Here is a 21,114-nt window from a genome sequence, read left to right as displayed (position 1 = left end):
AAACTTATGGTGCCGGCCCAATCAGAACCAGACTTCGCGGACGCTCCACATATCCTTCACGGCCATCTGGAATAATCTCAATCAAATCGATCTGCGTTGGTGTAATACCACTCACACGACCATGATTAAGCCCCATATAGCTACCACGCTGTATCCGTTCAATCTCACCGTCCGGTGTCTGGATTAAAGCCAGAATCTGTCCGGCCTGATTACGCATGCTGCCTTTCATGCTCAAGGTTTCCAGAGGATAACTTTCCAGTGGTTGCAATTGGCGTGACAAATTTGGATAAACCCGTTTCCCCGCCATAATCTTTAGCTCGGCAGCCAGAGAACTCGGTAGAAAAGGACTTTTGATCTGATGTGCTGCATAGTTGAAGGTTTCAACTGGCATAAAATCGGGTGCAGGTTCAATCGGCAAAGGTGGCTGGTTACGAATATTGGCCATTTCCTGATTGACTGCATCAATACGTGAATCGCATCCCAGCAATACCAGTCCAAGCGCTAAAACTGAAGTAATTTTAATCCTATTCATTACTGCGCCCCCTGAGTCGTGCTCGTACCTGCTGAAGAAGCCTCGGCATTGCCCACATAACGATAGGTTTTGGCCTTAACCACATAATCAATCACCGGAATCTCAGACTTTTTCTCTTTATTCTCAGTACCGGTAATGGTGAAATCATGCAAGGTAACAATACGCGACAAGCCTGCAATACTGCTGACAAAAGAACCAAAAGCGTGATAATCCCCAGTCGCTTCAATCGCAATGGGCTGTTCAATAAAGAACTCTTGCTTAATTTCAGGTTCCAGACGGATATTTTTAAACTTCAGACCTGAATTGACACCGCTCAGGTTAATATCCTCAACCAGACCCGGAATTTCAGTTTCCTTCGGCAATTGTTCTAATTGCTGGTTAAAACGTGCTTCCATTTCCTGAAGCTGAATCTGATATTGTTGTAGATTACGTAATTTTGATTCCTTTTCACGAAACTCATTCAGCAGGTTTTGTTCCTGGGCACTGGCTTGTGAAATCGATTCAATCGTACTTCTGGTCAGGGCAAAATAAATCAGCATAAATACCAAGATAACAATAAAAATCCAGCAGCTAATCTTGACCGATAAAGGCCAGCTGCCATAATTATTAGGATCTAGGGTATTGAATTGCTGAAAAAATTTCTCAACTGTCATTTTATTTTTAGGTACAGCCACGGCATCCTGGCTGAACTCATCGAATTTTTCATTACTCATGATGATGCCCCCGGAGTGGTATTGGCTGCTTGCTGTTCTTCATTCAGTACCGGTTCAGCGATCTGATCCAGATCCACAGTCACGGTAAAGCTGCCATAAGACTCTTCAACACGTGGAATAATCGAGCTCGGTGCCTTTTCTTTGGATTCTTCAGCCACCAGGAAGGCATTCATAAAGGCATTTCGGTACCAGGAGGAAGCTTCCAGATTACGCAGTAATTCTGCTACGGTATTTGGACTCTCGGCTCGACCTTCGATGCTAAATTTATCACCAGTACGCTGAAACTTGGTGATGTACATATTGGCTGGTGTCACCCGTACAATTTCATCAATCAAATGTACGGCGATCGGACGTTGCGTTTGCAAGCCCTGAATCAGCTTCATCCGCTCAACAATGGCATTACGTTGCTCTTGCAAACCTTCTAGCGCTTTTAACTGCACATCCAGATTCTGGTTGGTACTTTGAATCAGCTGATTGGCCTGTTCCTGATCCTGAAGCTTGTGATCATAATAAAACCAGGTTGAACCTGCCGCCGCCAGTCCTAAGAAAAGCGCCCCCACACAGATTGCCACGAATTCATTATTTCTTTTAATTCTTAGCTCATCACGCCAAGGAAGTAAGTTAATCTTTGCCATTAATCAAAACTCCTCAATGCCAAACCACATGCAACCATGAGTGATGACGCGTCATTTTCAATTTTTTTAATATCAATTTGAGGAGAAAAGCCCATTTGCAAAAATGGATTCGCGATCGTGACACGGTAACCGAGTTTTTGTTGTAATAATTTTGCCAGACCTGGAATATTGGCATTCCCGCCGGCCAATAAAATATGATCAATCTCATTAAACTGAGACGATGAAAAGAAGAATTGTAATGACCGCGCTGCCTGTTGCACCACAGCATCCAGAAACGGTTCTAGCACTTCAATATCATAGTCATCTGGCAAAGCACGGGTTTTTTTAGCACGCCCGGCTTCTTCAAAAGACAGACCATAACGGTTCTGAATTTCCTGAGTCAGCTGTTTGCCACCGAACACCTGCTCACGGGTATAAATAATTTTGTTGTTCTGCATGACAGACAAGGTGGTCATACTATGTCCAATGTCTAAAATACCGACAGTATTTACCCCCATCGGCAAAGTATCCGAAAACACTTTAAAAGCATTTTCCAGCGCAAAACTTTCTACATCCGCGATCTTGGGTGTCAGTCCGGCAATTTCCAAAACTTCAGAACGTGCTTCAATATTTTCAATGCGGGTTGCCACCAACAGCACATTGACCCGGTTTGGATTGGCAAGACGGTCAGGCAGAACTTCAAAGTCCAGACTGGCTTCATCGAGTGGGAACGGAATATACTGTTCTGCATCCTCACGAATCTGAACTTCACGCTCATCATTCGACATGTCTGCATCCATCTCGATAGTTTTGGTAATCACCATAGAGGTTGGAATGGCAAAAGCGGCATGATTCGACTGGGTGTTGGCCAAATTAATTGCACGCCCAAGGGCATCCGCGACTGCTTCCGGGTTTAAGACGTTTTTTTCAACAACACTGTTTTCCATTAATGGGACCAAAGCATAGCTCTCTACCCAGTAACGGCTACTTTTTACAGAAAGCTCCAAAACCTTAACAGAAGTCGAACTAATATCAACTCCTATTAACCCCTTATTTGGTTTACGATATAACCTGCGCACAATATAATTCCTATTATTTTTTTGTCCCCAATTAAATCTAACTTACCAATCGATCCGATCTATAATTTTATATAGATACAATAACTCATCTAACAATATGTATATCTAAAGGATATACTGATCGGTAATTAGTTCGCCATTAGCTCTTATTAAAACTTACTTGTTATGAAAAAGCTATCTTGTTCAGGCCTTGTTCACCCATTTTTTTTGATCATTATCATTATCCTGATCTCAATTCCGATGGGTTTCTATGGCATGTATCTCTATATTGCCCCATCTTTGCCTGAAATGTCCACGCTTAAAAAGGCGCCTTTATTAAAGCCTTTACAAGTTTTTAGTTCAGATAATGAATTAATTGCTGAGTATGGTGGCAAGCTTTCTGTTCCCGTGAAATATGAACAAATTCCATCCGAGTTTATTCATGCTTTCCTCGCCGCTGAAGATTCCAGCTTTTTCGAGCATAGCGGAATCAGTTTTAAAAGCTTAGGCCGTGCAGTCAGTGAAAGTATCACCGGTTCGGATGTGCAGACCGGTGGTTCCACTATCACCATGCAGGTGGCGAAAAATTATTATCTCAGCCCCGAACGAACACTCAAGCGTAAACTGACTGAAATTTTTCTGGCCCGTAAGATTGAGCAAAGCCTGACCAAAGAAGAAATTCTGACACTCTATGTGAATAAAATCTTCTTGGGTAAAAATGCCTACGGGATCGCAGCAGCAGCCAAAATTTACTATAACAAGAGTTTAGAAGAGCTTTCGATTGCGCAGATGGCCATGATTTCGGGCTTACCTAAAGCACCTTCTCGATATAATCCGGTGGCCAACCCCAAACGTGCTCTCGAACGTCGCAACTGGATTTTAGGACGTATGCTGCAACTGGGCTATCTGAACCAGAGTCAGTATCAACAAGCGATTGCTGAACCCATCAATCTGAATATGCCTGACCGCAGTACCCGCAATAAATTCCCGTATGTCGGTGAGATGGTGCGTTCTGAACTGGTACAAAACTTTGGCGAACAGGCGGTAGATTCTGGCTACAAGGTCTATACCACCATCCATAGTGAACGCCAGACCTATGCAGAACAGGCGGTACAAGAGGGTCTGGAAGCTTATGACCGTCGACATGGCTGGCGTGGTGCTGAAGCACATGATCAACCGCTGGAAAATTTCCGTGCCTATGCCAACACCTACCCTGCTCAAGTAACCAAGGTTGGCAATTCCAGTTTTGAAGCGTTGATGCAGGATGGCACCACGGTAACTGTACCGTGGTCCGGTATGTCTTGGGCGCGCCCCTTTCGCAATGTCAACAGTGTAGGTGGTGCGCCTAGCAAAGCTTCCGAGATTGTCAAAGTCAAAGATATTATACGTTTACGACCGAATCAGAATAAAACCTCGTGGTCGCTGGTACAAATTCCAAATGTGCAAGGACAGTTGATTGCCATCAATCCAAATAATGGTGCAATTGAAGCCATTGTGGGCGGATACAACTTTTATCAGTCGAAATTTAACCGTGCAATCCAGGGCTGGCGTCAACCCGGCTCTACGATTAAGCCTTTTGTTTATGCACTGGCTTTAGAACGAGGCATGACACCGCATACCATGGTGAATGATGCGCCAATTACCATTGGCAAATGGACACCTCGTAATTCAGATGGCCGTTATCTGGGGATGATCCCGCTACGCCGCGCACTATATCTTTCGCGCAATACCGTTTCAGTGCGTTTATTACAGGCTGTCGGGATTGAACGTACCCGTCAGCTGTTTATGGATTTTGGTTTACAGGACAATCAGATTCCGCGTAACTACACCATCGCACTCGGCACGCCTCAGGTTCTGCCGATTCAGATGGCGACAGGTTATGCGACTTTTGCCAACGGTGGTTACCGGATCCAGCCACATTTCATTACCCGTATTGAAGATGCCTATGGCCATACCATTTTTGAGGCTCAGCCTGAATATGCGTGTATTTCCTGTATCAATACCGAAGAAGAACCTGCTCAACCGGCCGACACCATGACCGCAGATGATGAAGCGATTGCAATCAACAATACAAGTCTAGAACAGAAACAGGCTGCACCCAAAGTCTCTGCTGAAGACAGTAATTATCGTCAGGCACAGCGTATTTTAAAATCCAGCTCTGCCTATGACATGGCCAATATTCTGCGTGATGTGATTCAGCACGGTACCGGCCGTGCGGCCTTAAGAATCGGGCGAAATGATATTGGGGGCAAAACCGGAACCACAAATGACGCCAAAGATGCCTGGTTCGCAGGGTTCAATGGCAAACTTGTTACCATCACCTGGGTCGGCTTTGACCAGCCTAAAACCTTGGGACGCCGTGAATATGGTGGTGTGGCAGCCTTACCGATCTGGACCGACTTTATGGGCAATGCCTTAAAAGGTCAGCCAGAAGCATGGGTGCGTTTAGACCGTAATGCCAAGGCACCAGTGAATCGAAGCAAGGTAGTTCAGGGTGATGAAGTGCAGAATGATCCGTCTTCACCACCAATGGCCACTGCGCTTTACCGCCGCCCGGCACCTGTGGTCGTCCCGAAACGGACAGAAACGGATTTCGAAGATCTGCCAGGACAGGAAATTGCTGTGCCAGATGCTGCTGAAACAACCGCTCCACCAGAACAGCCGCTTCAACCAAGCAAAGTGGACGCTTTAGAAAACCTGATTCAAGAAGTGCAATAACCACAACCGACAAACTAGTATAAAAAAGCCCTCAACAATGAGGGCTTTTTTATCGGTGAATTTTTATTTTTTCTGAAACAGATAGATCTGATATTGCGCCAGCAATTTAAACTGATCCTGCTGTTCAAGTGCCAGACGGCGTTCAGGTTTGGCCTTGTAAGCATACGGCGTCATAGCAATCAGGTTTTTTAAATCTGTCTGTGGCAAAGTCATCGGGGCATCAATCACCTGCTCACTGAGCAGATCAAATTCATCTTGCAGTTGCTCAACAAACTTTTGCGGTTCGTGGGGTTTCACTTCTTCAAAAAGTGCCTCACGCATCGCATATAAATGCTGTGGCGCAGGTGTCACCACCATTAAATAACCTTCAGCTTTTAAAACCCGTAAAATTTCCTGTTTTGGGATCGGACTGAACAGGCTGGTACACATATCAATCGACCCATCCAGCACCGGTAAAGTCGCCCCGGTTCCTACGACCCAGGTGATATTTTTATTGAGCTTGGCCGCGACCTGAACGGCATTTTTGGCAATATCCACCCCGACGCATTGCAGCACTTCAGCCTGCATGGCATCGGTATAGTAGCCTTCACCACACCCAATATCTAAAAGATTTTCAATACGCAGCTCTCGGAGCCTCTCCACCACGGCCTGTTGCAAAGGCGCATAATGACCCGCACTCAAAAATGCACGACGTGCCTGGACGGACTCAGGCGTATCCCCAGGATTTTTACTGTGTTTATGTTGCACCACATGCAGGTTCACATAGCCTTGCTTGGCCACATCGTAGCTATGATGATTCTCACATCGCCATGTTCTTTCATTTAAGCTCAACTGCTGGCGACAGACTGGGCACATGAGTAAATTCATCATTCTCTCCAAAACAAAAAAGCCGGCCTGCGCCGACTTTTTTCAATGCATCTCTTAGCGCAATTTTAAGGTCATTAGACCCAAAACCACCAGCATAATCGTAATAATCCAGAAACGAATGACGACTTGAGTTTCACGCCAGCCTTTCTTTTCATAATGATGATGCAGCGGTGCCATCAGGAACACGCGTTTATTGCGCATTCTTAATGAACCAATCTGCAAGAATACTGAAATCGCTTCGACCAAGAATACACCCGCCATAATCGCAAAGACGATTTCCTGACGTACCATCACAGCAATCGTCCCCAACATCGCACCCAGCGATAAAGCACCGACATCACCCATAAACACTTGCGCAGGATGGGCGTTGTACCACAGGAATGCCAGACCGGCACCAATCATCGCCGCACAGATCACCACCAGTTCAGAGGAATATTTCACATAGGGAATATGCAGGTAATTGGCAAAACGCACGTCTCCGGCCAGATAGGCAAATACACCCAGACCTGCCGCAACCAGTACAATTGGCATGATCGCCAGACCATCCAGGCCATCGGTCAGGTTCACGGCATTAGATGCACCATTAATCACAAAATAAGTGAAAATAATGAAGCCAATACCTAGTGGAATCGCCGATAGCGGAATGGTCAAATCTTTGAAAAATGGAATCAACAGGTCCAGCATATTGGCGGTATGCACCGGATTGGTCTGCTGCTGTGCAATCACATAGAGCGCAATACCAACACCCAAGGCACCGACTGAAGTCCAGAAGAATTTTTTCTTCGCAGGCAGGCCGGCATTGTCTTTATAACGGATCTTGATCCAGTCATCCGCCCAGCCGACGGCACCGAAAATCACCATCACCGCCAGTACAATCCAGACATAAGGATTGGAAAGATCCGCCCAGAGTAAAGTTGAGATACCAATTGAAAGCAGGATCAGTACCCCGCCCATGGTTGGTGTACCCATTTTCTTAGCATGGTTTTCAGGGGCATACGAGCTGACAGCCTGACCATATTTGAGGGCTTGAAGCTTACGAATCATGATTGGGCCAAGTACCAGACCAATCGTCAATGCCGTCAGGACACTGAGCAAAGCACGTAAAGTTAAATAACGAACCACCTGAAACGTGCTGTCAAAGCCCGCCAAATGTTCAAAGAGCCATAACAGCATTTAGAGTTTCTCCATCAATGCAGCCATCAATGTTTCCATATGGGTATAACGCGACCCCTTAAACAGAAATGACATCGGCTGAGGTTGATGTGTTTCAATCAAACGAATTAAAAATGGTAATGCCTGCTCCTGATTCAGGAATGCCTGCATTTTTTTGCCATATTGGGTACTACGGGCCCCTTCTTGCATGGCAGGCGAAAATTCACCCACAGCCACCACAAAGTTCAGGCCTTTGACCGAGACCAGATCTCGACCCAGCTTATAATGTTCCATCGCAGCCGATGCACCGAGTTCACCAATATCACCGGTGACCATGACCCGAATGCCCTGCTGCTGTGCTAACACATCTGCTGCTGCACGCATCGAGCTCGGATTGGCATTGTAGGTATCATCAATCAGTAAATATTGTTGATGCTGGATAAAGTTCAAACGGCCTTTGGCACCTACAGCCTGTTCCAGACCGGCCACGATATCATCCAGACCAATACCGATTGCCAAGGCAAAGGCAGCCGCAGCCGTGGCATTTTCAACATTATGCTCACCGGCAAATGGCAAATTCACCGCCCGGTTACCTTGCGGAGTATTTAAGACAAAGTTTGCAGTCTGAGGATGTAATTCCACATCAGTTGCATACACGTCACCACCGGCACCAAAACTTAAGCTTTGTTCAGTCTTCACTGCGGCACGAATAGTATCAGCAAAATCATCTGCAGCCGGAATAATCGAAGTTTCGGAAATATGCGCATAAATTTCCGATTTGGCAGTACAAATGCCATCACGGCCACCGAATTCACCCAAATGCGCAGTGCCGATATTAATGATCCCGGCTACATGCGGCTGTACCATGTTTGAGGTGTAATCAATTTCGCCCTGATGACTGGCACCCAGCTCCATCACTGCATACTGATGTTCGGGACGTAATTCGAGCAACATCACCGGTACGCCGAGGTCATTATTCAGGTTGCCACGCGTGATCAGTGTCGGCGCAAGACGAGACAAGATGCTCCCCAGCATTTCCTTGGTGGTGGTCTTGCCACTGCTGCCGGTCAAGGCAATGACTTTGAGCTGAGGATTCTGCTGACGACGGTATGCGCCCAACCGCCCTAGTGCCAAACGGGTATCGTCTACGACAAGCTGGCAGATATCGATATCGAGCGGTCGACTGACGATCGCAATCTGACAACCGCTTGCTGCTACTTGTGCCACAAAATCATGGGCATCAAAGCGCTCACCTTGCAGCGCAAGGAAAGCATCCCCTTGTTCAGCATCACGCGAATCGGTCAGAATACGTTTGATGGCGTCTGCCGGTTTTTTATTATTGAGCCAATTGCCTTGAGTCGCTTGTTCAAGCTGTTCTGCTGTCCAAGGTGCAAGTGGCACGGTACTGGTTGTTGAGGTATGCATATCTGAATCCTAATACGCTGGATAAGCTGAATCTGCGCTGTGATGCTGGGCATCAATCGCGGCTTGCACTTCGACCACATCATCAAACCAGTGACGTACACCATCAATTTCCTGATAATTTTCGTGACCTTTGCCTGCAATCACCACGATGTCCCCTGCCTGCGCGTGTTTAACGGCAAACTTGATCGCTTCACGACGGTCATGAATTTCATGGTAGCTTTTGCCTAAAAAGTCGATGCCATTTTTCATATCGGCAAAAATTTGTGCAGGATCTTCGGTTCGCGGGTTATCGGAAGTCAAGACCGCAATATCCGAACCTTCTAATGCTGCTTGGGTCATGAGTGGACGCTTGCCGCGGTCACGATCGCCGCCACAGCCAAAGACTGCCCAGAGATTTTGTGAAACATGACGTTTTAAAGTGATGAGAACCTGAGTCAAGGCATCAGGTGTATGCGCATAATCCACTACAAATAGGCGCTCGCCATCACGCAGCACCTGCATCCGGCCTGGTGCACCTTTGAGCTGTGGCACAGTCGCAATCAAGCTACTTAAATCAAATCCGGCCTGCTCTGCCATGATCAGACTGGCGACCAAATTTTCAATATTGAAATGTCCAAGCAGCGGACTGTTCACAACATATTCAGCAGAAGCAGTTTTCAGCTTAAAGGTCGCACCTGAAATGCTGTATTGAATATCCTGAACCTGATAATCCGCAGCTTGACGGGTTGAATAGGTCAAAATTTCTGGCTGTGAGGGATTGTTGCGCGCTGCATCAATCATGATATGAGCATGCGCATCATCCAGGTTGATGACAGCCACTTTTAAACTTTCAAATTTAAATAAAGCAGATTTGGCTTCTGCATAAGCTTGCAGCGTCCCGTGATAATCCAGATGATCGCGACTTAAATTACTATAGCCCGCAATCTCGATATCACAGCCATTCAAGCGACCTTGCTCCAGACCATGCGAACTGGCTTCAATCGAGGCAAATTTAGCACCGGCTTGAGCATAAACATGCAAAGCATTTTGCAATTGCAAAGCATCGAGCGTGGTATGCGACGAGGCTTCCAGATTTGGCAAAATCCCGTTACCTGTAGTCCCCATCACTGCACAAGCTTTGCTTTGCAACATGAACAGTTCCGCAACCAAACGTGAAATCGTGGTTTTACCATTGGTGCCGGTCACTGCAAGAATACCTGCAGCCTGAACAGGTTGGCTGGCTTGTAAGTATTGTTTTTGCCACTGTCCCATCAAATGTCGGACATCAGCAACCACCAGATTGGGTGAGATATCCAATTCGATTTCAGAAATCACCGCTAAGGCACCCTGCTCTAAAGCTTTTTGTGCAAATACTGCCGTTTTTTCTGGTTGTGACAGACTGGTCAAGGCAATAAAAATTTGCCCTGCCTTAACTTTACGGCTATCCAGTTCGAAACCCTGAAAGGCTTGGGTCATCCATTCAGCAGTATCCTGAACAGCGTAGAGATCTTTAAATGTAATAGACATTGATCACCTATTTACTGGACTTTGGGAGATTCTAAAGGTTTGTCCAGAGGGACATTTAGCAGACGCAAGGATTCCTGCATCACGCGTGCAAATACCGGTGCCGATACCGTACCGCCGTAATAGGTACCTTGCGGATTTTCGACCACCACCACCATGGCAATACGCGGATCACTCACGGGCGCTACGCCAGCAAACAAAGCCCGGTATTCATTGGTAGAATAGCCTTTACGATCGGCACGCAGTTTATGCGCAGTACCGGTTTTCCCTGCCACACGATAACCCGGAATTGTCGCGCGCGTGGCGGTACCGCCAGGCAGAGTTGCTACTTCGAGCATAAGCAAGACCTGATCTGCAATATTGGCATCAATCATTTGCTCACCCTGCGGCTGTTCTTCCAGCTTGTACAGGCTCAACGGCATTCTCACACCCTTATTGGCCAGCATGGCATAGGCATCCGCCATTTGCAGCACAGTAGCATTCAGGCCATAACCATAGGACATGGTTGCCACTTCTGACACATTCCATTTACTTGGTGGCAAGATCAGACCGGCACTTTCACCCGGGAATCTTACTGCTGAGCGTGAGCCAAAACCCAAGCGTTTATAGAAAGTGGGTAGAGTTTCATACGGCAAAGACAAGGCCAGTTTGGCGACACCCACGTTCGAAGATTTCTGGATAATACCGCCCAGTGTTAACTGACCATAGTTATGCGTATCACGAATGGTGTGATTGCCAATTCGCATACTGCCCGGTGTGGTGTTGACCACTGAATTGGCCGTATATTTACCACTTTCCAGAGCCATTGCCACAGTGAAGGGCTTCATGGTCGAACCCGGTTCGAAGGAATCCACTGCACCACGGTTACGCATTGCATCCTTGTTCAGCAGACCATTTTTATCATTCGGGTTATATGATGGCCAAGATGACAAGGCCAGAATTTCCCCGGTTTTCACATCGACCGCAATCGCAGTCGCAGAACGGGCATTATTGGCCACACCTGCCGCAGTCAGTTCACGGTACATAATATATTGCAGACGCGAGTCGATACTCAGGGTGATATTCTCGCCCGGCTCGACTTCTTTAATCACTTCCGGCTCTTTAACCCGGTTGCCTTTTTTATCCCGGATAATCTGCTGCTCACCATCTTCACCTGCCAGACGGGTATTGAGCTGCATTTCCAGACCTTCAATCCCGGTGCCTTCACTATTGGTCAGACCAATAATCTGTGAATTGGGCTGTGGCTGCGGATAATAACGTTTGTAGTTTTTCTCGGTATACACGCCTTGAAAATTACGCTTCATGATCAGTTCGGCCTGTTGTGGCGGAACTTCTTTTTTCAGGATCAGATAACGAGAACGCGGGCGTTCTTGCATTTTTTTGCGTAGTTCTGCCCGATCCATACCGACTGCATCGGCCAGTTCATCCAGATTCAGGTTTTTATCCGGCAACTGGCGTTTCAGCTTACGGCTATCTGGCTCTTTTTCTAGTGCCAGTATGGTCTCGTCATAGAGTTTTTTATTGTCAAAATAGTCACGTGGATCAATCACGATTTTCATGATCGGCGTACTGATCGCCAGCGGCACCCCATTACGGTCATAAATCACGCCACGCATGGCCTTGATGGTATTGGTTCTTAAAATATTGGCATTGGCTTTATTTTGCAAAAAATCCTTATTGATAATCTGCACATAGAAGGCACGACAAATCAGTGTAATAAAACACAGCAACACCACCGCCCACATGATATAGAAACGATTGATATAAACATTTGAGGCGTTTTTGTCGGTAACTGATTGTTTTTTACGTACCGCTTGCTTCTTTCTTTTGTCTATCATGTCCGAGCGCTAGCCTTATTTTTTCTCATCTGAAGTTTGTGGTAAAGAAATGACGACACTTTGTGAAACCGGGGGAGAATACATGCGCAGCTGGGTGACAGCACGTGTGCCAATCTGCGCAGTTGCACCAAAAGTTTGCTGTTCAATTAACAAACGACCCCAATCTGCATTCAGGTCATCACGCTCACGCAGATAAGTGCTCAGTTTTCTGGTGTCCTGACGATATTCAAACACCTGAAATACCACAAAGACTGCACTGATGAAGACCATCAGTATCAAGACGAGATAGATGCAGGCTTGTTTAAGCCACAACTTTTCTGTTTTTTTATCAACCACTTCAGTTTTCATGATGTGCCTATTAAGCTAAACGTTCTGCGACCCGGAGCCATGCACTACGTGAACGAGGATTGGCTTTGACTTCTTCGTCACTGGCTTTTACGCGGGATACCTTCTTTAAACGTCGTGTATCTTTTTGCTGCCCCGGCATTCCCCAGCCAAAATCTTCGTCTAATGTAGATTCTTTTTGAATAAATTGTTTAATCAAACGGTCTTCCAGAGAGTGAAAGCTAATTACGGCCAAACGTGCCTCAGGTTTTAAAACCTCAACTGCTTGAGGCAAGAAGATTTCAATATCTTCTAATTCTTTATTAATAGCAATACGAATCGCCTGGAAAGTACGCGTCGCAGCATGCTTATTTTTTTCCCATTTTGGATGCGCGACTTTCACAATTTCCGCAAGTTGAGCCGTGGTCTCAATCTGCCCTGCGGCCTTGATGGCTTTGGCAATCCGGCGACTATAACGCTCTTCACCGTATTTAAAAATGATATTGGCCAGTGCTTCTTCTTCAATTTCAAGCAGCCATTCTGCTGCAGTTGGACCTTGAGAATTGTCCATGCGCATATCCAGCGGGCCATCTTTCATAAAACTGAAACCACGTTCGGCCTGATCCAGCTGCGGCGAAGACACGCCTAAATCTGCCATCACTCCATCCACGGTCTCAATCCCAAGCTCAGCCAGTGCGTCTTTCAGATCGGCAAAGCTGGCATGAATAATTTTAAAACGTGGATCTTCTTGTTCTAAGATTGCTGCCGTCTCTAGGGCCTGAGGATCTTTATCAAAGCCATACACACGTGCATGTTCATCTAATTTTGATAACAATAAACGGGTATGTCCGCCACGACCAAAAGTACCGTCCACATAAATTCCCGTATTGCGACCCGCCAACAAGGCATCAATCGTTTCGTGAAGTAATACAGAAATATGTGACATAAAAACTCAATCAATAGGGCGAAAAATTTAACTGCACATTATCACTCTGTTTTAGCAAAGCTCCAAACGACTTTTTGTAGATAAATATTACTTTCCATAGAGAAAACCGTTTTTATTTGAGTGTCGTCAATAAAAAAGCCTCCGCGAGGGAGGCCTGTTTATCTGTAATTCGTCTTCAAATCAGCAGATTAACGTTTTGAGTTATAAATCTGATCAAAAATCGCGCCATTCACAAAATGGGTTTTCTGTGCATTGGCCCAGCCGCCAAACACTTCATCAATGGTAAAAGTTTTGATTTTCGGGAATTGTGCTGAATATTTGGCTAATACTTTCTCATTGCGCGGACGGTAGAAATGTTTGGCTGCCATTTCCTGACCCAATGGGGAGTACAGGTAGTTGATATAACCTGTTGCCAACCATTTATTGCCATTTTTATCCACGGTACGATCGACAATGGCCACCGATGGCTCGGTCAAAATCGTAATTGACGGATAAATAATATCAAACTTGTCTTTACCCAAAGTCTTTTGGGTAACCAGTGCTTCATTTTCCCAAGTCAGCAATACATCACCAATGCCACGCTCAGCAAACGTGGTCATCGAAGCACGTGCTGCTGAGTCCATCACTTTGACATTTTTATAGAGTTTACCGACAAAGTCCTGTGCTTTGGCTTTATTACCCCCCGGCTGTTTCTCGGCATAGCCCCAGGCAGACAGGTATACCCAACGTGGCAAACCACCGGTTTTCGGGTTGGGGGTAATAATTTCTACGCCTGGCTTGGTCAGATCACTCCAGTCCTTGATGCCCTTCGGATTGCCCTTGCGCACCATAAACACGATGGTTGAGGTATAAGGTGCAGAATTATGCGGAAACTCTTTTTGCCAGCCGGGTTGAATCTGACCAGATTTCACGATTTCTTCGATGTCATTGGCCAGCGCCAAAGTCACCACATCGCCTTTTAGGCCATCGACCACCGAACGTGCCTGCTTGCCCGAACCACCATGTGACTGTTTAAAGTTCACATCCAGACCGGTCCGGTTTTTCCAGTAAGCACCAAATGATTTATTGAATTCATCATAGAATTCACGGGTTGCATCATAAGACACGTTTAGAAATTGACGATCAGCCGCCTGTGAGACAGTCGCTGTCAAGCCTAGACCTGTAGCCAATAAGGCAACGCTAAATAAGGATTTTAATTGATTTTTCATGAGCGCACGGGAGTTTATCTTGTATAGATATAACTATATGAAATAAAATCATTTATCGCAATTCAACCTACAACATCACAACACGATATAATCAAAGGTTTTTTGCTCTTAATCATCTGTTTTTAAAAACAAAATATAGCCAGTCATTTCACTTATTTCGAATATATAGAATTTTATGCATTAAATATAAAAAAAACGGATAACGCTTTATCCGTTTTCTTCATTCAATTTAGATTCAAGCTTGTTATCGCTTTTCATTATAAATCTGGTCATAAATCGCCCCATTCACAAAATGGGTTTTTTGCGCTTTTTCCCAGCCACCAAAGACTTTATCAATGGTAAAGGTTTGAATTTTCGGAAATTGGGCGGAATATTTGGCAGCCACTTTAGCATCGCGTGGACGGAAGAAATATTTCGCAGCCAACTCCTGCCCTTTCAGGGAATACAGATAATTCAAATAGCCTTTCGCCAGATTGGCATTGCCATTTTTATTCACATTTTTATCAACGATCGCCACCGATGGCTCGGCCAGAATTGAAATAGAGGGTTGACATACTCCCACCACTTTCACGATGTTCAAGTGGGGGATTCTAAAAGCAAAAGCTCTTAGGTGACTTCCTCACGGATTTCACTTGCTTTCTGCTTCGCAAGGCGACCTTTACCGCATCCACCCTCCACAGACAAAACGATGTGTCCCACCGCCAAAATGTTGCGAGAAGCATTAATATCTGCATTCTCGCTAAAACAACAACTGACACACTCAAAGTTTGCTTGAGTAAGCCTATTTTCTTTTGCAACATGACCACATGAACTACAAGTTTGACTTGTATATCTAGGGTCAACTTTAACAAGCAAACCACCTCGCCATTGCTGTTTGTACTCCAACATACCAACAAGCATTGACCAACCTTGATCCAGGATTGATTTATTTAAGCCGGACTTGGCTTTAACATTCTTTCCTTTTTTCTCGATTGAGCCTTTCGCTGACTTCGACATATTGGCTACTTTTAAGTCCTCAACTACGATCATTGCGTGGTTTTTGCTGAGCGTTGTGGTGACTTTGTGCAAGTAGTCATGCCGAATATTGGCAATATGATGATGTAATTTATTGATCTTGAGATTCAGCTTTTTCCAACTTTGACTGAACTTGTTTTTCTTTCTCAGCTTGCGCTGAAGCCTAGCCAACTTTACTTGATTGGCCTTGAAACTATTGATCGGGTCGAATACTTGACCACTAGATGTTGTAATTAAATTTTTAACACCTAAATCAATGCCAACGGCTGATTTTGATGGGTGGACTGGTGCTTCTACTGTGCTTTCAACACCGAAAGAGATATACCACTTTCCAACATGCTTTGAGATTGTGACATTCTTGATTTCACCAAGAATCTCTTGTGACTTTCTGAATTTCACAACGCCAATGTCATTAGGTAACTTAACTTGGTTGCCTTTAACCCAACAGTATCTATTGAATTGAACAATACGAATGGAATCATAGCCATTAGATTTCTTTTTGAATCGTGGCATGAGTGGTCTAAATTGGACTTCACGACCATCCGGCAATTTAAAGAATCTTGGTTTTTTGGCTTTAAATGGTTTTTGCTTTAACTTGGCTTGTTCTTTCGGGTCAAAGAACTTCCCCCAGGCATCACCAAGATCACGCACTTTTTGTTGAAGTGAAACGCCATTTGAACTGTTTTCCAGAAAAGCACACTCAGGTTTTTTTCGTAATTCAGGAATTTTATTGACTAAATTAACTTTGTTGATTCGCTCATTATTAGCAAGCATCTCGAACGATACAGCTAAAATTTGATTCCAAACAAAACGTGCAGAGCCAAGCAACTTGTTTAAAACAAGCTCCTGCTCTGCATTAGGCTCAAGCCTAAATTTATACGCTTTGTTGATTTTCATAAATGAGTATGTATGTGTTAATATAATCAAATGCTATCATTAAATGAACAATCAAACAATGACTGAAATCTATAAAAACCGCTATTCAGCCTTTAACTTACACGTACACCTAGTATTTATTACAAAGTACAGAAAGAAAATTCTAAATGATCTACATCATAAGTATTTTAGTGAGTGTGTAGACGAAATATGCAAAGATTTTGATGCAGAGCTAAAAGAATGTAATGGTGAGGCTGACCATGTTCACATGCTTATTCAGTACCCACCAACTGTTCAGCTTAGTAAGTTGGTGAATAATTTAAAATCGGTAACAAGCAGAAGAATGCGGAATGAATTTTTAGATTTACGTGGTAGTTATGCAAAACCTGTTTTATGGTCACGATCTTATTTTGCAGGGTCGTGCGGTGGTGCGCCCTTAGATATTATTAAGAAATACATTCAAAACCAACAAGGTTAAAATCTGTGAAATTCACCTCCACCCTGACTGTCGGGTGGAGTCCTCTTTCACTTACAGATAGATGATATCGTACTTGTCCTTACCTAGACCTTGCGTTGCCAGCAAGGCTTCATTTTCCCAAGATAATAGTACATCGCCAATACCGCGCTCGGCAAAAGTCGTCAGTGAACCACGGGCACCGGAATCCAACACTTTGACATTTTGATAAAGCCTTTTCACCAGATCTCGGGCTTTGGCATCATTGCCACCGGGCTGTTTCAGCGCATAGCCCCAAGCAGATAGATAGATCCAACGTGGCGCTCCACCAGTTTTCGGGTTAGGTGTAATAATCTCGACACCCGGTTTGGTCAGATCATTCCAGTCCTTGATTTGCTTGGGATTGGCCTTACGCACCAAAAAAACAATGGTCGATGTATAAGGTGCAGAATTACTCGGAAATTCTTTTTGCCAGCCTTTCTCGATTAAACCGGCATTGACGATTTCCTCAATGTCATTGGCCAAAGCCAAAGTCACCACATCGGCCTGTAAACCATCGACGACCGAACGTGCCTGCTTGCCTGAACCGCCATGTGACTGTTTAAAATTGATTGTCTGTCCGGTTTTCTGCTTCCAGAACTGGCCAAACTCCTGATTATATTCTTGGTAAAATTCACGGGTCGGATCATAGGAGACATTCAGGAAATCTTTGGCCATTACATTTTGCATGGTGGTTGCAGTAAATATTGTCAAGATTGCGGTTGCTATTATTTTTTTCATGTTATGTGACTCATTATTGAGATAACCACACTGTATAAATAAAAAATAAATATAACAATCATGTGTTTATAATAATATTGATGATCTATTTCTGATTTTGAGATATCTGCTAACAATTAAACCTGGATACATATTCTGCTAAAAAATTAATCTCCTGCTACAATATAAGACAGTTCTTCACGTTCTCTTCACAGTTGTCTGTTAAAAATAGGCCGCCAAAAGAGAGAATTACGATTTTTAGTAATTTTCCATAGATGTTATATTAATTTTTTGTAAAAAATGTGACTTGGTTCTACTTCTTTATAATCAACTGTGATTAAATTGTAGACGGAGTATTAAAAAAACATTTTTAACAGAATAAAACCAACCAGAAGCAAGGAGGAAGTTTGGATATGAAATTTAAATTATTCACAGCTAGCATCCTAAGTCTGATCATGCTGTTTTCGATTCAACTGGGTCATGCCGTCGTTGTGAAGACAGATTTGCAAAAGGCCTCAGTCACTACTGTTGAAAGCAAGACATCGCCGATTGAAAAAGCAATTCAACAACAAAAAAGCGAAAAAACCCTGCATACAGACGATAATCTTAAAGTCTTAACTGCGCTGAAAGTCGCACCTTCACAAAATTTCTTTGCAGCACAAAATTATCGCTTTACCCGCTTCGTACAAAGCATATTTTCTAGCGATCATTCTTAGTCAGTTTTAACCAACTCGAATAACAGCAGGATTTAAAGCCACATCACTGAATGTTGAATAAAGCATTAAGTGATGTGGCTTTTTCGCTATAATAGAACCAAATTTATATTCTAGATTATATCCGGCTATGACTGTTCGTACTCGTATTGCACCTTCTCCTACAGGTTTTCCTCATGTAGGTACTGCCTATATTGCCTTGTTTAACTTATGTTTTGCTAAACAGCATGGGGGTGAATTCATCCTTCGTATTGAAGATACCGACCAACTGCGCTCAACACCTGAATCTGAAAAAATGATCCTGGATTCATTGCGCTGGCTCGGTCTCAACTGGTCTGAAGGTCCAGATGTGGGTGGCCCACATGCACCGTACCGCCAGTCAGAACGCATGGATATTTATAAAAACTATGCGCTGGAACTGGTTGAAAAAGGTCATGCCTTCTACTGTTTCGCTACTGCCGAAGAACTGGATCAAATGCGTGCTGAACAGCAAGCACGTGGTGAATCTCCACGTTATGACGGTCGAGGCTTAAACCTTTCTCAAGAAGAGGTCGAGCGTCGTTTGGCTGCTGGCGAAGCACATGTGATTCGCATGAAAGTACCGACTGAAGGTATTTGTAAATTTAATGACATGCTGCGTGGTGAAGTCGAGATTCCATGGGCGCAGGTCGACATGCAGATTCTGCTGAAAACTGACGGCTTACCAACTTATCATTTGGCCAACGTGGTGGATGACCATTTAATGCAAATCACGCATGTGATTCGTGGTGAAGAATGGATTCCGTCTGCACCGAAGCATCAGTTGCTGTACCAGTATTTCGGTTGGGAGATGCCGGTACTGTGTCACATGCCACTGCTACGCAACCCGGACAAATCAAAATTGTCTAAGCGTAAAAACCCAACTTCAATCAACTATTACAAAGATATCGGTGTACTGCCTGAAGCCTTGTTGAACTACTTGGGTCGTATGGGCTGGTCAATGCCAGATGAAAGTGAAAAATTCACATTGGCAGAAATGATTGAACATTTTGATATCAAACGCGTATCACTCGGTGGTCCAATCTTTGATGTTGAAAAACTCAACTGGCTCAATGGTCAATGGATCAAAGCCCTTTCTCCTGCTGAATTGCTCGATACGCTGCTGGCATGGAAAGCAGACCGTGCCAAATTAGAAGAAATTGCAGCTGCGATTCAACCACGTATCAACTTGCTGTCTGAAGCAGTGAACTGGTCTGCGCATTACTTCAACCACTTCCCGGCCCTGACTCAGGAACAGTTTGTCAGCAAAAAACTGTCTGACGAACAGGTACGTCAAAGCTTGCAGTTTGCCATTTGGCGTTTAGAAAGCCTGTTCACCTGGAACAACGACACGGTCAGCCAAACCTTGATGGATTTGGCAGCACAAATGGAAATTAAACTGCGTGACTTCATGCCGGCCTTCTTTATTGCCATTGCCGGCTCAACTGCGTCTACCCCGGTGATGCAGACTATGGTCACCATTGGCCCTGATTTGACCTTCGCACGTTTACGTCATGCGCTGGAAATTGTCGGTGGCCCAAGCAAAAAAGAGCTGAAAGTCTGGGAAAAACTCAATGAAAGCTTAAAATTGCCGAAAAATGAAGCGGTTGATCAAGCTTAATCAATTTTTTTGTTGACGTGTGAGCGCGATATCCCTAATATAGCGCTCACACAGACTGGGGTCATAGCTCAGTTGGTAGAGCGCTACAATGGCATTGTAGAGGTCAGGAGTTCGATCCTCCTTGACTCCACCAAATCAAGTCTTGCTTTAGCTGTGTAACGCCTCAATTGTCCCTATCGTCTAGAGGCCTAGGACATCGCCCTTTCACGGCGGTAACCGGGGTTCGAATCCCCGTAGGGACGCCATATTCAAGATTACTTTTGAAGTGGTCTTTTAAAAAACCCAAGCATTGCGACTTGGGTTTTTTATTGCCTGTATATTTTATGTTGGGCAATATTTCGGTTTCTTCGCATCTTCCGATAAAATAATCAGTAATTTAGAATTTTGGAGTTGTAATGCAATATCGTTGCCCTAAGTGTCAAAGCCCGAAAATCATGCCGGTAGCCCAGCCAGGTCAAGCAGCTCCACGTCCGGTAGTTCCTAAAAGCCTGATGTTTCTGGTTCCTGCCCTGTTCTTATTATTATTACTGGTGATCATCAGTATTGCGATGTGGATTTTTGGCGATGGTGCAGGTACGACTTTACAGACCGCGACTGTCATCGTCTTTATTCTCTCTTTAATCGCCGGCTTCATGTTTTATAAAGATCTGCCTGATTTTAAAATCTCCATGCAAGCATTTATGCAAACCCAAAAGAAATGGAAATGTCGTGAATGTAATCATGAGTGGGAAATCTGATCTCTCATTCAGTCAATGACAAGC

At 44.6% G+C, this 21,114-nt stretch carries 18 protein-coding genes, 2 tRNA genes and 2 pseudogenes; 7 read left to right on the top strand and 15 right to left on the bottom strand.

Annotation, left to right across the window (positions count from 1 at the left end; translation table 11 throughout):
- Positions 1-4 precede the first annotated feature (4 nt).
- The 4 genes from FTU87_RS11305 to FTU87_RS11290 are packed head-to-tail and all read right to left on the bottom strand — an operon-like array spanning position 5 to position 2,938.
- Positions 5-532, bottom strand: coding sequence for a pilus assembly protein PilP (locus FTU87_RS11305; protein WP_005094322.1), 528 nt, complete (start codon positions 530-532; stop codon positions 5-7).
- Positions 532-1,245: a type 4a pilus biogenesis protein PilO gene (locus tag FTU87_RS11300; RefSeq protein ID WP_005094323.1), complete on the bottom strand. Its 714-nt coding sequence runs from the start codon at positions 1,243-1,245 to the stop codon at positions 532-534. Before FTU87_RS11300 ends, FTU87_RS11305 begins: the two co-directional genes overlap by 1 nt.
- Positions 1,242-1,880: a PilN domain-containing protein gene (locus FTU87_RS11295; RefSeq protein WP_005094324.1), complete on the bottom strand. Its 639-nt coding sequence runs from the start codon at positions 1,878-1,880 to the stop codon at positions 1,242-1,244. Before FTU87_RS11295 ends, FTU87_RS11300 begins: the two co-directional genes overlap by 4 nt.
- Complete coding sequence (locus tag FTU87_RS11290; RefSeq protein WP_005168888.1) at positions 1,880-2,938, bottom strand: pilus assembly protein PilM; 1,059 nt, start codon at positions 2,936-2,938, stop codon at positions 1,880-1,882. The genes FTU87_RS11295 and FTU87_RS11290 overlap by 1 nt, the downstream gene beginning before the upstream one ends.
- A gap of 165 nt (positions 2,939-3,103) precedes the next feature.
- On the opposite strand from FTU87_RS11290, the gene ponA reads away from it, so the two are divergent.
- The gene (gene ponA, locus FTU87_RS11285; RefSeq protein WP_180097365.1) at positions 3,104-5,635 is read left to right on the top strand and encodes a penicillin-binding protein PBP1a; all 2,532 of its coding nucleotides are present in this window, start codon (positions 3,104-3,106) and stop codon (positions 5,633-5,635) included.
- A gap of 63 nt (positions 5,636-5,698) precedes the next feature.
- Here ponA and FTU87_RS11280 read toward each other — a convergent pair whose 3' ends face one another.
- The 10 genes and pseudogenes from FTU87_RS11280 to FTU87_RS11235 all read right to left on the bottom strand — a co-directional run bounded on the left by FTU87_RS11280 (position 5,699) and on the right by FTU87_RS11235 (position 16,809).
- Positions 5,699-6,502 (bottom strand): putative RNA methyltransferase, encoded by an 804-nt coding sequence (locus FTU87_RS11280; protein ID WP_005094332.1) that lies wholly within the window; start codon positions 6,500-6,502, stop codon positions 5,699-5,701.
- A 54-nt stretch (positions 6,503-6,556) separates the two neighbouring features.
- Complete coding sequence (gene mraY / locus FTU87_RS11275) at positions 6,557-7,675, bottom strand: phospho-N-acetylmuramoyl-pentapeptide-transferase (protein WP_005094334.1); 1,119 nt, start codon at positions 7,673-7,675, stop codon at positions 6,557-6,559.
- A complete protein-coding gene (gene murF, locus FTU87_RS11270) occupies positions 7,676-9,079 on the bottom strand; it encodes a UDP-N-acetylmuramoyl-tripeptide--D-alanyl-D-alanine ligase (protein ID WP_180097362.1) in 1,404 nt (467 codons plus the stop codon).
- Between the two features lie 9 nt (positions 9,080-9,088).
- Positions 9,089-10,585 (bottom strand): UDP-N-acetylmuramoyl-L-alanyl-D-glutamate--2,6-diaminopimelate ligase, encoded by a 1,497-nt coding sequence (locus tag FTU87_RS11265; protein ID WP_180097360.1) that lies wholly within the window; start codon positions 10,583-10,585, stop codon positions 9,089-9,091.
- Positions 10,586-10,596: 11 nt separating this feature from the next.
- On the bottom strand, positions 10,597-12,420 hold the full coding sequence (gene ftsI, locus FTU87_RS11260) for a penicillin-binding protein PBP3 (protein WP_074383637.1): 1,824 nt from the start codon (positions 12,418-12,420) through the stop codon (positions 10,597-10,599).
- 15 nt (positions 12,421-12,435) lie between these two features.
- Positions 12,436-12,768 carry a cell division protein FtsL gene (gene ftsL / locus FTU87_RS11255; RefSeq protein WP_005094344.1) on the bottom strand — a complete coding sequence of 111 codons (333 nt, stop codon included), beginning with the start codon at positions 12,766-12,768 and terminating at the stop codon, positions 12,436-12,438.
- Between the two features lie 10 nt (positions 12,769-12,778).
- Positions 12,779-13,690 (bottom strand): 16S rRNA (cytosine(1402)-N(4))-methyltransferase RsmH, encoded by a 912-nt coding sequence (gene rsmH, locus FTU87_RS11250; protein WP_005094346.1) that lies wholly within the window; start codon positions 13,688-13,690, stop codon positions 12,779-12,781.
- 188 nt (positions 13,691-13,878) lie between these two features.
- Positions 13,879-14,898 carry a sulfate ABC transporter substrate-binding protein gene (locus tag FTU87_RS11245; protein ID WP_005094348.1) on the bottom strand — a complete coding sequence of 340 codons (1,020 nt, stop codon included), beginning with the start codon at positions 14,896-14,898 and terminating at the stop codon, positions 13,879-13,881.
- Positions 14,899-15,142: 244 nt separating this feature from the next.
- A pseudogene (locus FTU87_RS11240) lies at positions 15,143-15,454 on the bottom strand (sulfate ABC transporter substrate-binding protein); the annotation flags it as partial.
- Positions 15,455-15,504: 50 nt separating this feature from the next.
- Complete coding sequence (locus FTU87_RS11235) at positions 15,505-16,809, bottom strand: RNA-guided endonuclease TnpB family protein (protein WP_180041341.1); 1,305 nt, start codon at positions 16,807-16,809, stop codon at positions 15,505-15,507.
- Positions 16,810-16,852: 43 nt separating this feature from the next.
- On the opposite strand from FTU87_RS11235, the gene tnpA reads away from it, so the two are divergent.
- The gene (gene tnpA, locus FTU87_RS11230; RefSeq protein ID WP_180097357.1) at positions 16,853-17,266 is read left to right on the top strand and encodes an IS200/IS605 family transposase; all 414 of its coding nucleotides are present in this window, start codon (positions 16,853-16,855) and stop codon (positions 17,264-17,266) included.
- Positions 17,267-17,323: 57 nt separating this feature from the next.
- Here tnpA and FTU87_RS11225 read toward each other — a convergent pair.
- Positions 17,324-18,022 (bottom strand): annotated as a pseudogene (locus FTU87_RS11225) (sulfate ABC transporter substrate-binding protein); the annotation flags it as partial.
- Between the two features lie 392 nt (positions 18,023-18,414).
- Here FTU87_RS11225 and FTU87_RS11220 point away from each other — a divergent pair.
- The 5 genes from FTU87_RS11220 (at position 18,415) to FTU87_RS11200 (ending at position 21,090) form a co-directional block, all read left to right on the top strand.
- Entirely contained in the window at positions 18,415-18,717 is a 303-nt protein-coding gene (locus tag FTU87_RS11220) for a hypothetical protein (protein WP_005094351.1), read from the top strand.
- 127 nt (positions 18,718-18,844) lie between these two features.
- Entirely contained in the window at positions 18,845-20,353 is a 1,509-nt protein-coding gene (gene gltX / locus FTU87_RS11215) for a glutamate--tRNA ligase (protein WP_100329408.1), read from the top strand.
- A gap of 57 nt (positions 20,354-20,410) precedes the next feature.
- A tRNA-Ala gene (locus FTU87_RS11210) sits at positions 20,411-20,486 on the top strand.
- 36 nt (positions 20,487-20,522) lie between these two features.
- Positions 20,523-20,598: transfer RNA gene (locus tag FTU87_RS11205), tRNA-Glu, on the top strand.
- 150 nt (positions 20,599-20,748) lie between these two features.
- Positions 20,749-21,090 carry a membrane protein gene (locus FTU87_RS11200; RefSeq protein ID WP_004281123.1) on the top strand — a complete coding sequence of 114 codons (342 nt, stop codon included), beginning with the start codon at positions 20,749-20,751 and terminating at the stop codon, positions 21,088-21,090.
- Positions 21,091-21,114 lie beyond the last annotated feature (24 nt).

Origin of the sequence: Acinetobacter sp. YH12156 (assembly GCF_013418235.1) — a bacterium.
Classification (GTDB): Bacteria; Pseudomonadota; Gammaproteobacteria; order Pseudomonadales; family Moraxellaceae; genus Acinetobacter; species Acinetobacter pseudolwoffii.
This window is presented reverse-complemented; position numbering and strand designations above follow the sequence as displayed.

Bases quoted from the DNA above. Each gene is read 5' to 3' on its own strand.
- FTU87_RS11200 (WP_004281123.1), top strand. From the start codon at position 20,749: ATGCAATATCGTTGCCCTAAGTGTCAAAGCCCGAAAATCATGCCGGTA.
- FTU87_RS11265 (WP_180097360.1), bottom strand. From the start codon at position 10,585: ATGTCTATTACATTTAAAGATCTCTACGCTGTTCAGGATACTGCTGAA.
- FTU87_RS11235 (WP_180041341.1), bottom strand. From the start codon at position 16,809: ATGAAAATCAACAAAGCGTATAAATTTAGGCTTGAGCCTAATGCAGAG.
- mraY (WP_005094334.1), bottom strand. From the start codon at position 7,675: ATGCTGTTATGGCTCTTTGAACATTTGGCGGGCTTTGACAGCACGTTT.
- ponA (WP_180097365.1), top strand. From the start codon at position 3,104: ATGAAAAAGCTATCTTGTTCAGGCCTTGTTCACCCATTTTTTTTGATC.
- ftsI (WP_074383637.1), bottom strand. From the start codon at position 12,420: ATGATAGACAAAAGAAAGAAGCAAGCGGTACGTAAAAAACAATCAGTT.
- FTU87_RS11295 (WP_005094324.1), bottom strand. From the start codon at position 1,880: ATGGCAAAGATTAACTTACTTCCTTGGCGTGATGAGCTAAGAATTAAA.
- FTU87_RS11245 (WP_005094348.1), bottom strand. From the start codon at position 14,898: ATGAAAAATCAATTAAAATCCTTATTTAGCGTTGCCTTATTGGCTACA.
- rsmH (WP_005094346.1), bottom strand. From the start codon at position 13,690: ATGTCACATATTTCTGTATTACTTCACGAAACGATTGATGCCTTGTTG.
- FTU87_RS11220 (WP_005094351.1), top strand. From the start codon at position 18,415: ATGAAATTTAAATTATTCACAGCTAGCATCCTAAGTCTGATCATGCTG.
- FTU87_RS11305 (WP_005094322.1), bottom strand. From the start codon at position 532: ATGAATAGGATTAAAATTACTTCAGTTTTAGCGCTTGGACTGGTATTG.
- FTU87_RS11280 (WP_005094332.1), bottom strand. From the start codon at position 6,502: ATGAATTTACTCATGTGCCCAGTCTGTCGCCAGCAGTTGAGCTTAAAT.
- gltX (WP_100329408.1), top strand. From the start codon at position 18,845: ATGACTGTTCGTACTCGTATTGCACCTTCTCCTACAGGTTTTCCTCAT.
- tnpA (WP_180097357.1), top strand. From the start codon at position 16,853: ATGAACAATCAAACAATGACTGAAATCTATAAAAACCGCTATTCAGCC.
- murF (WP_180097362.1), bottom strand. From the start codon at position 9,079: ATGCATACCTCAACAACCAGTACCGTGCCACTTGCACCTTGGACAGCA.
- FTU87_RS11300 (WP_005094323.1), bottom strand. From the start codon at position 1,245: ATGAGTAATGAAAAATTCGATGAGTTCAGCCAGGATGCCGTGGCTGTA.
- ftsL (WP_005094344.1), bottom strand. From the start codon at position 12,768: ATGAAAACTGAAGTGGTTGATAAAAAAACAGAAAAGTTGTGGCTTAAA.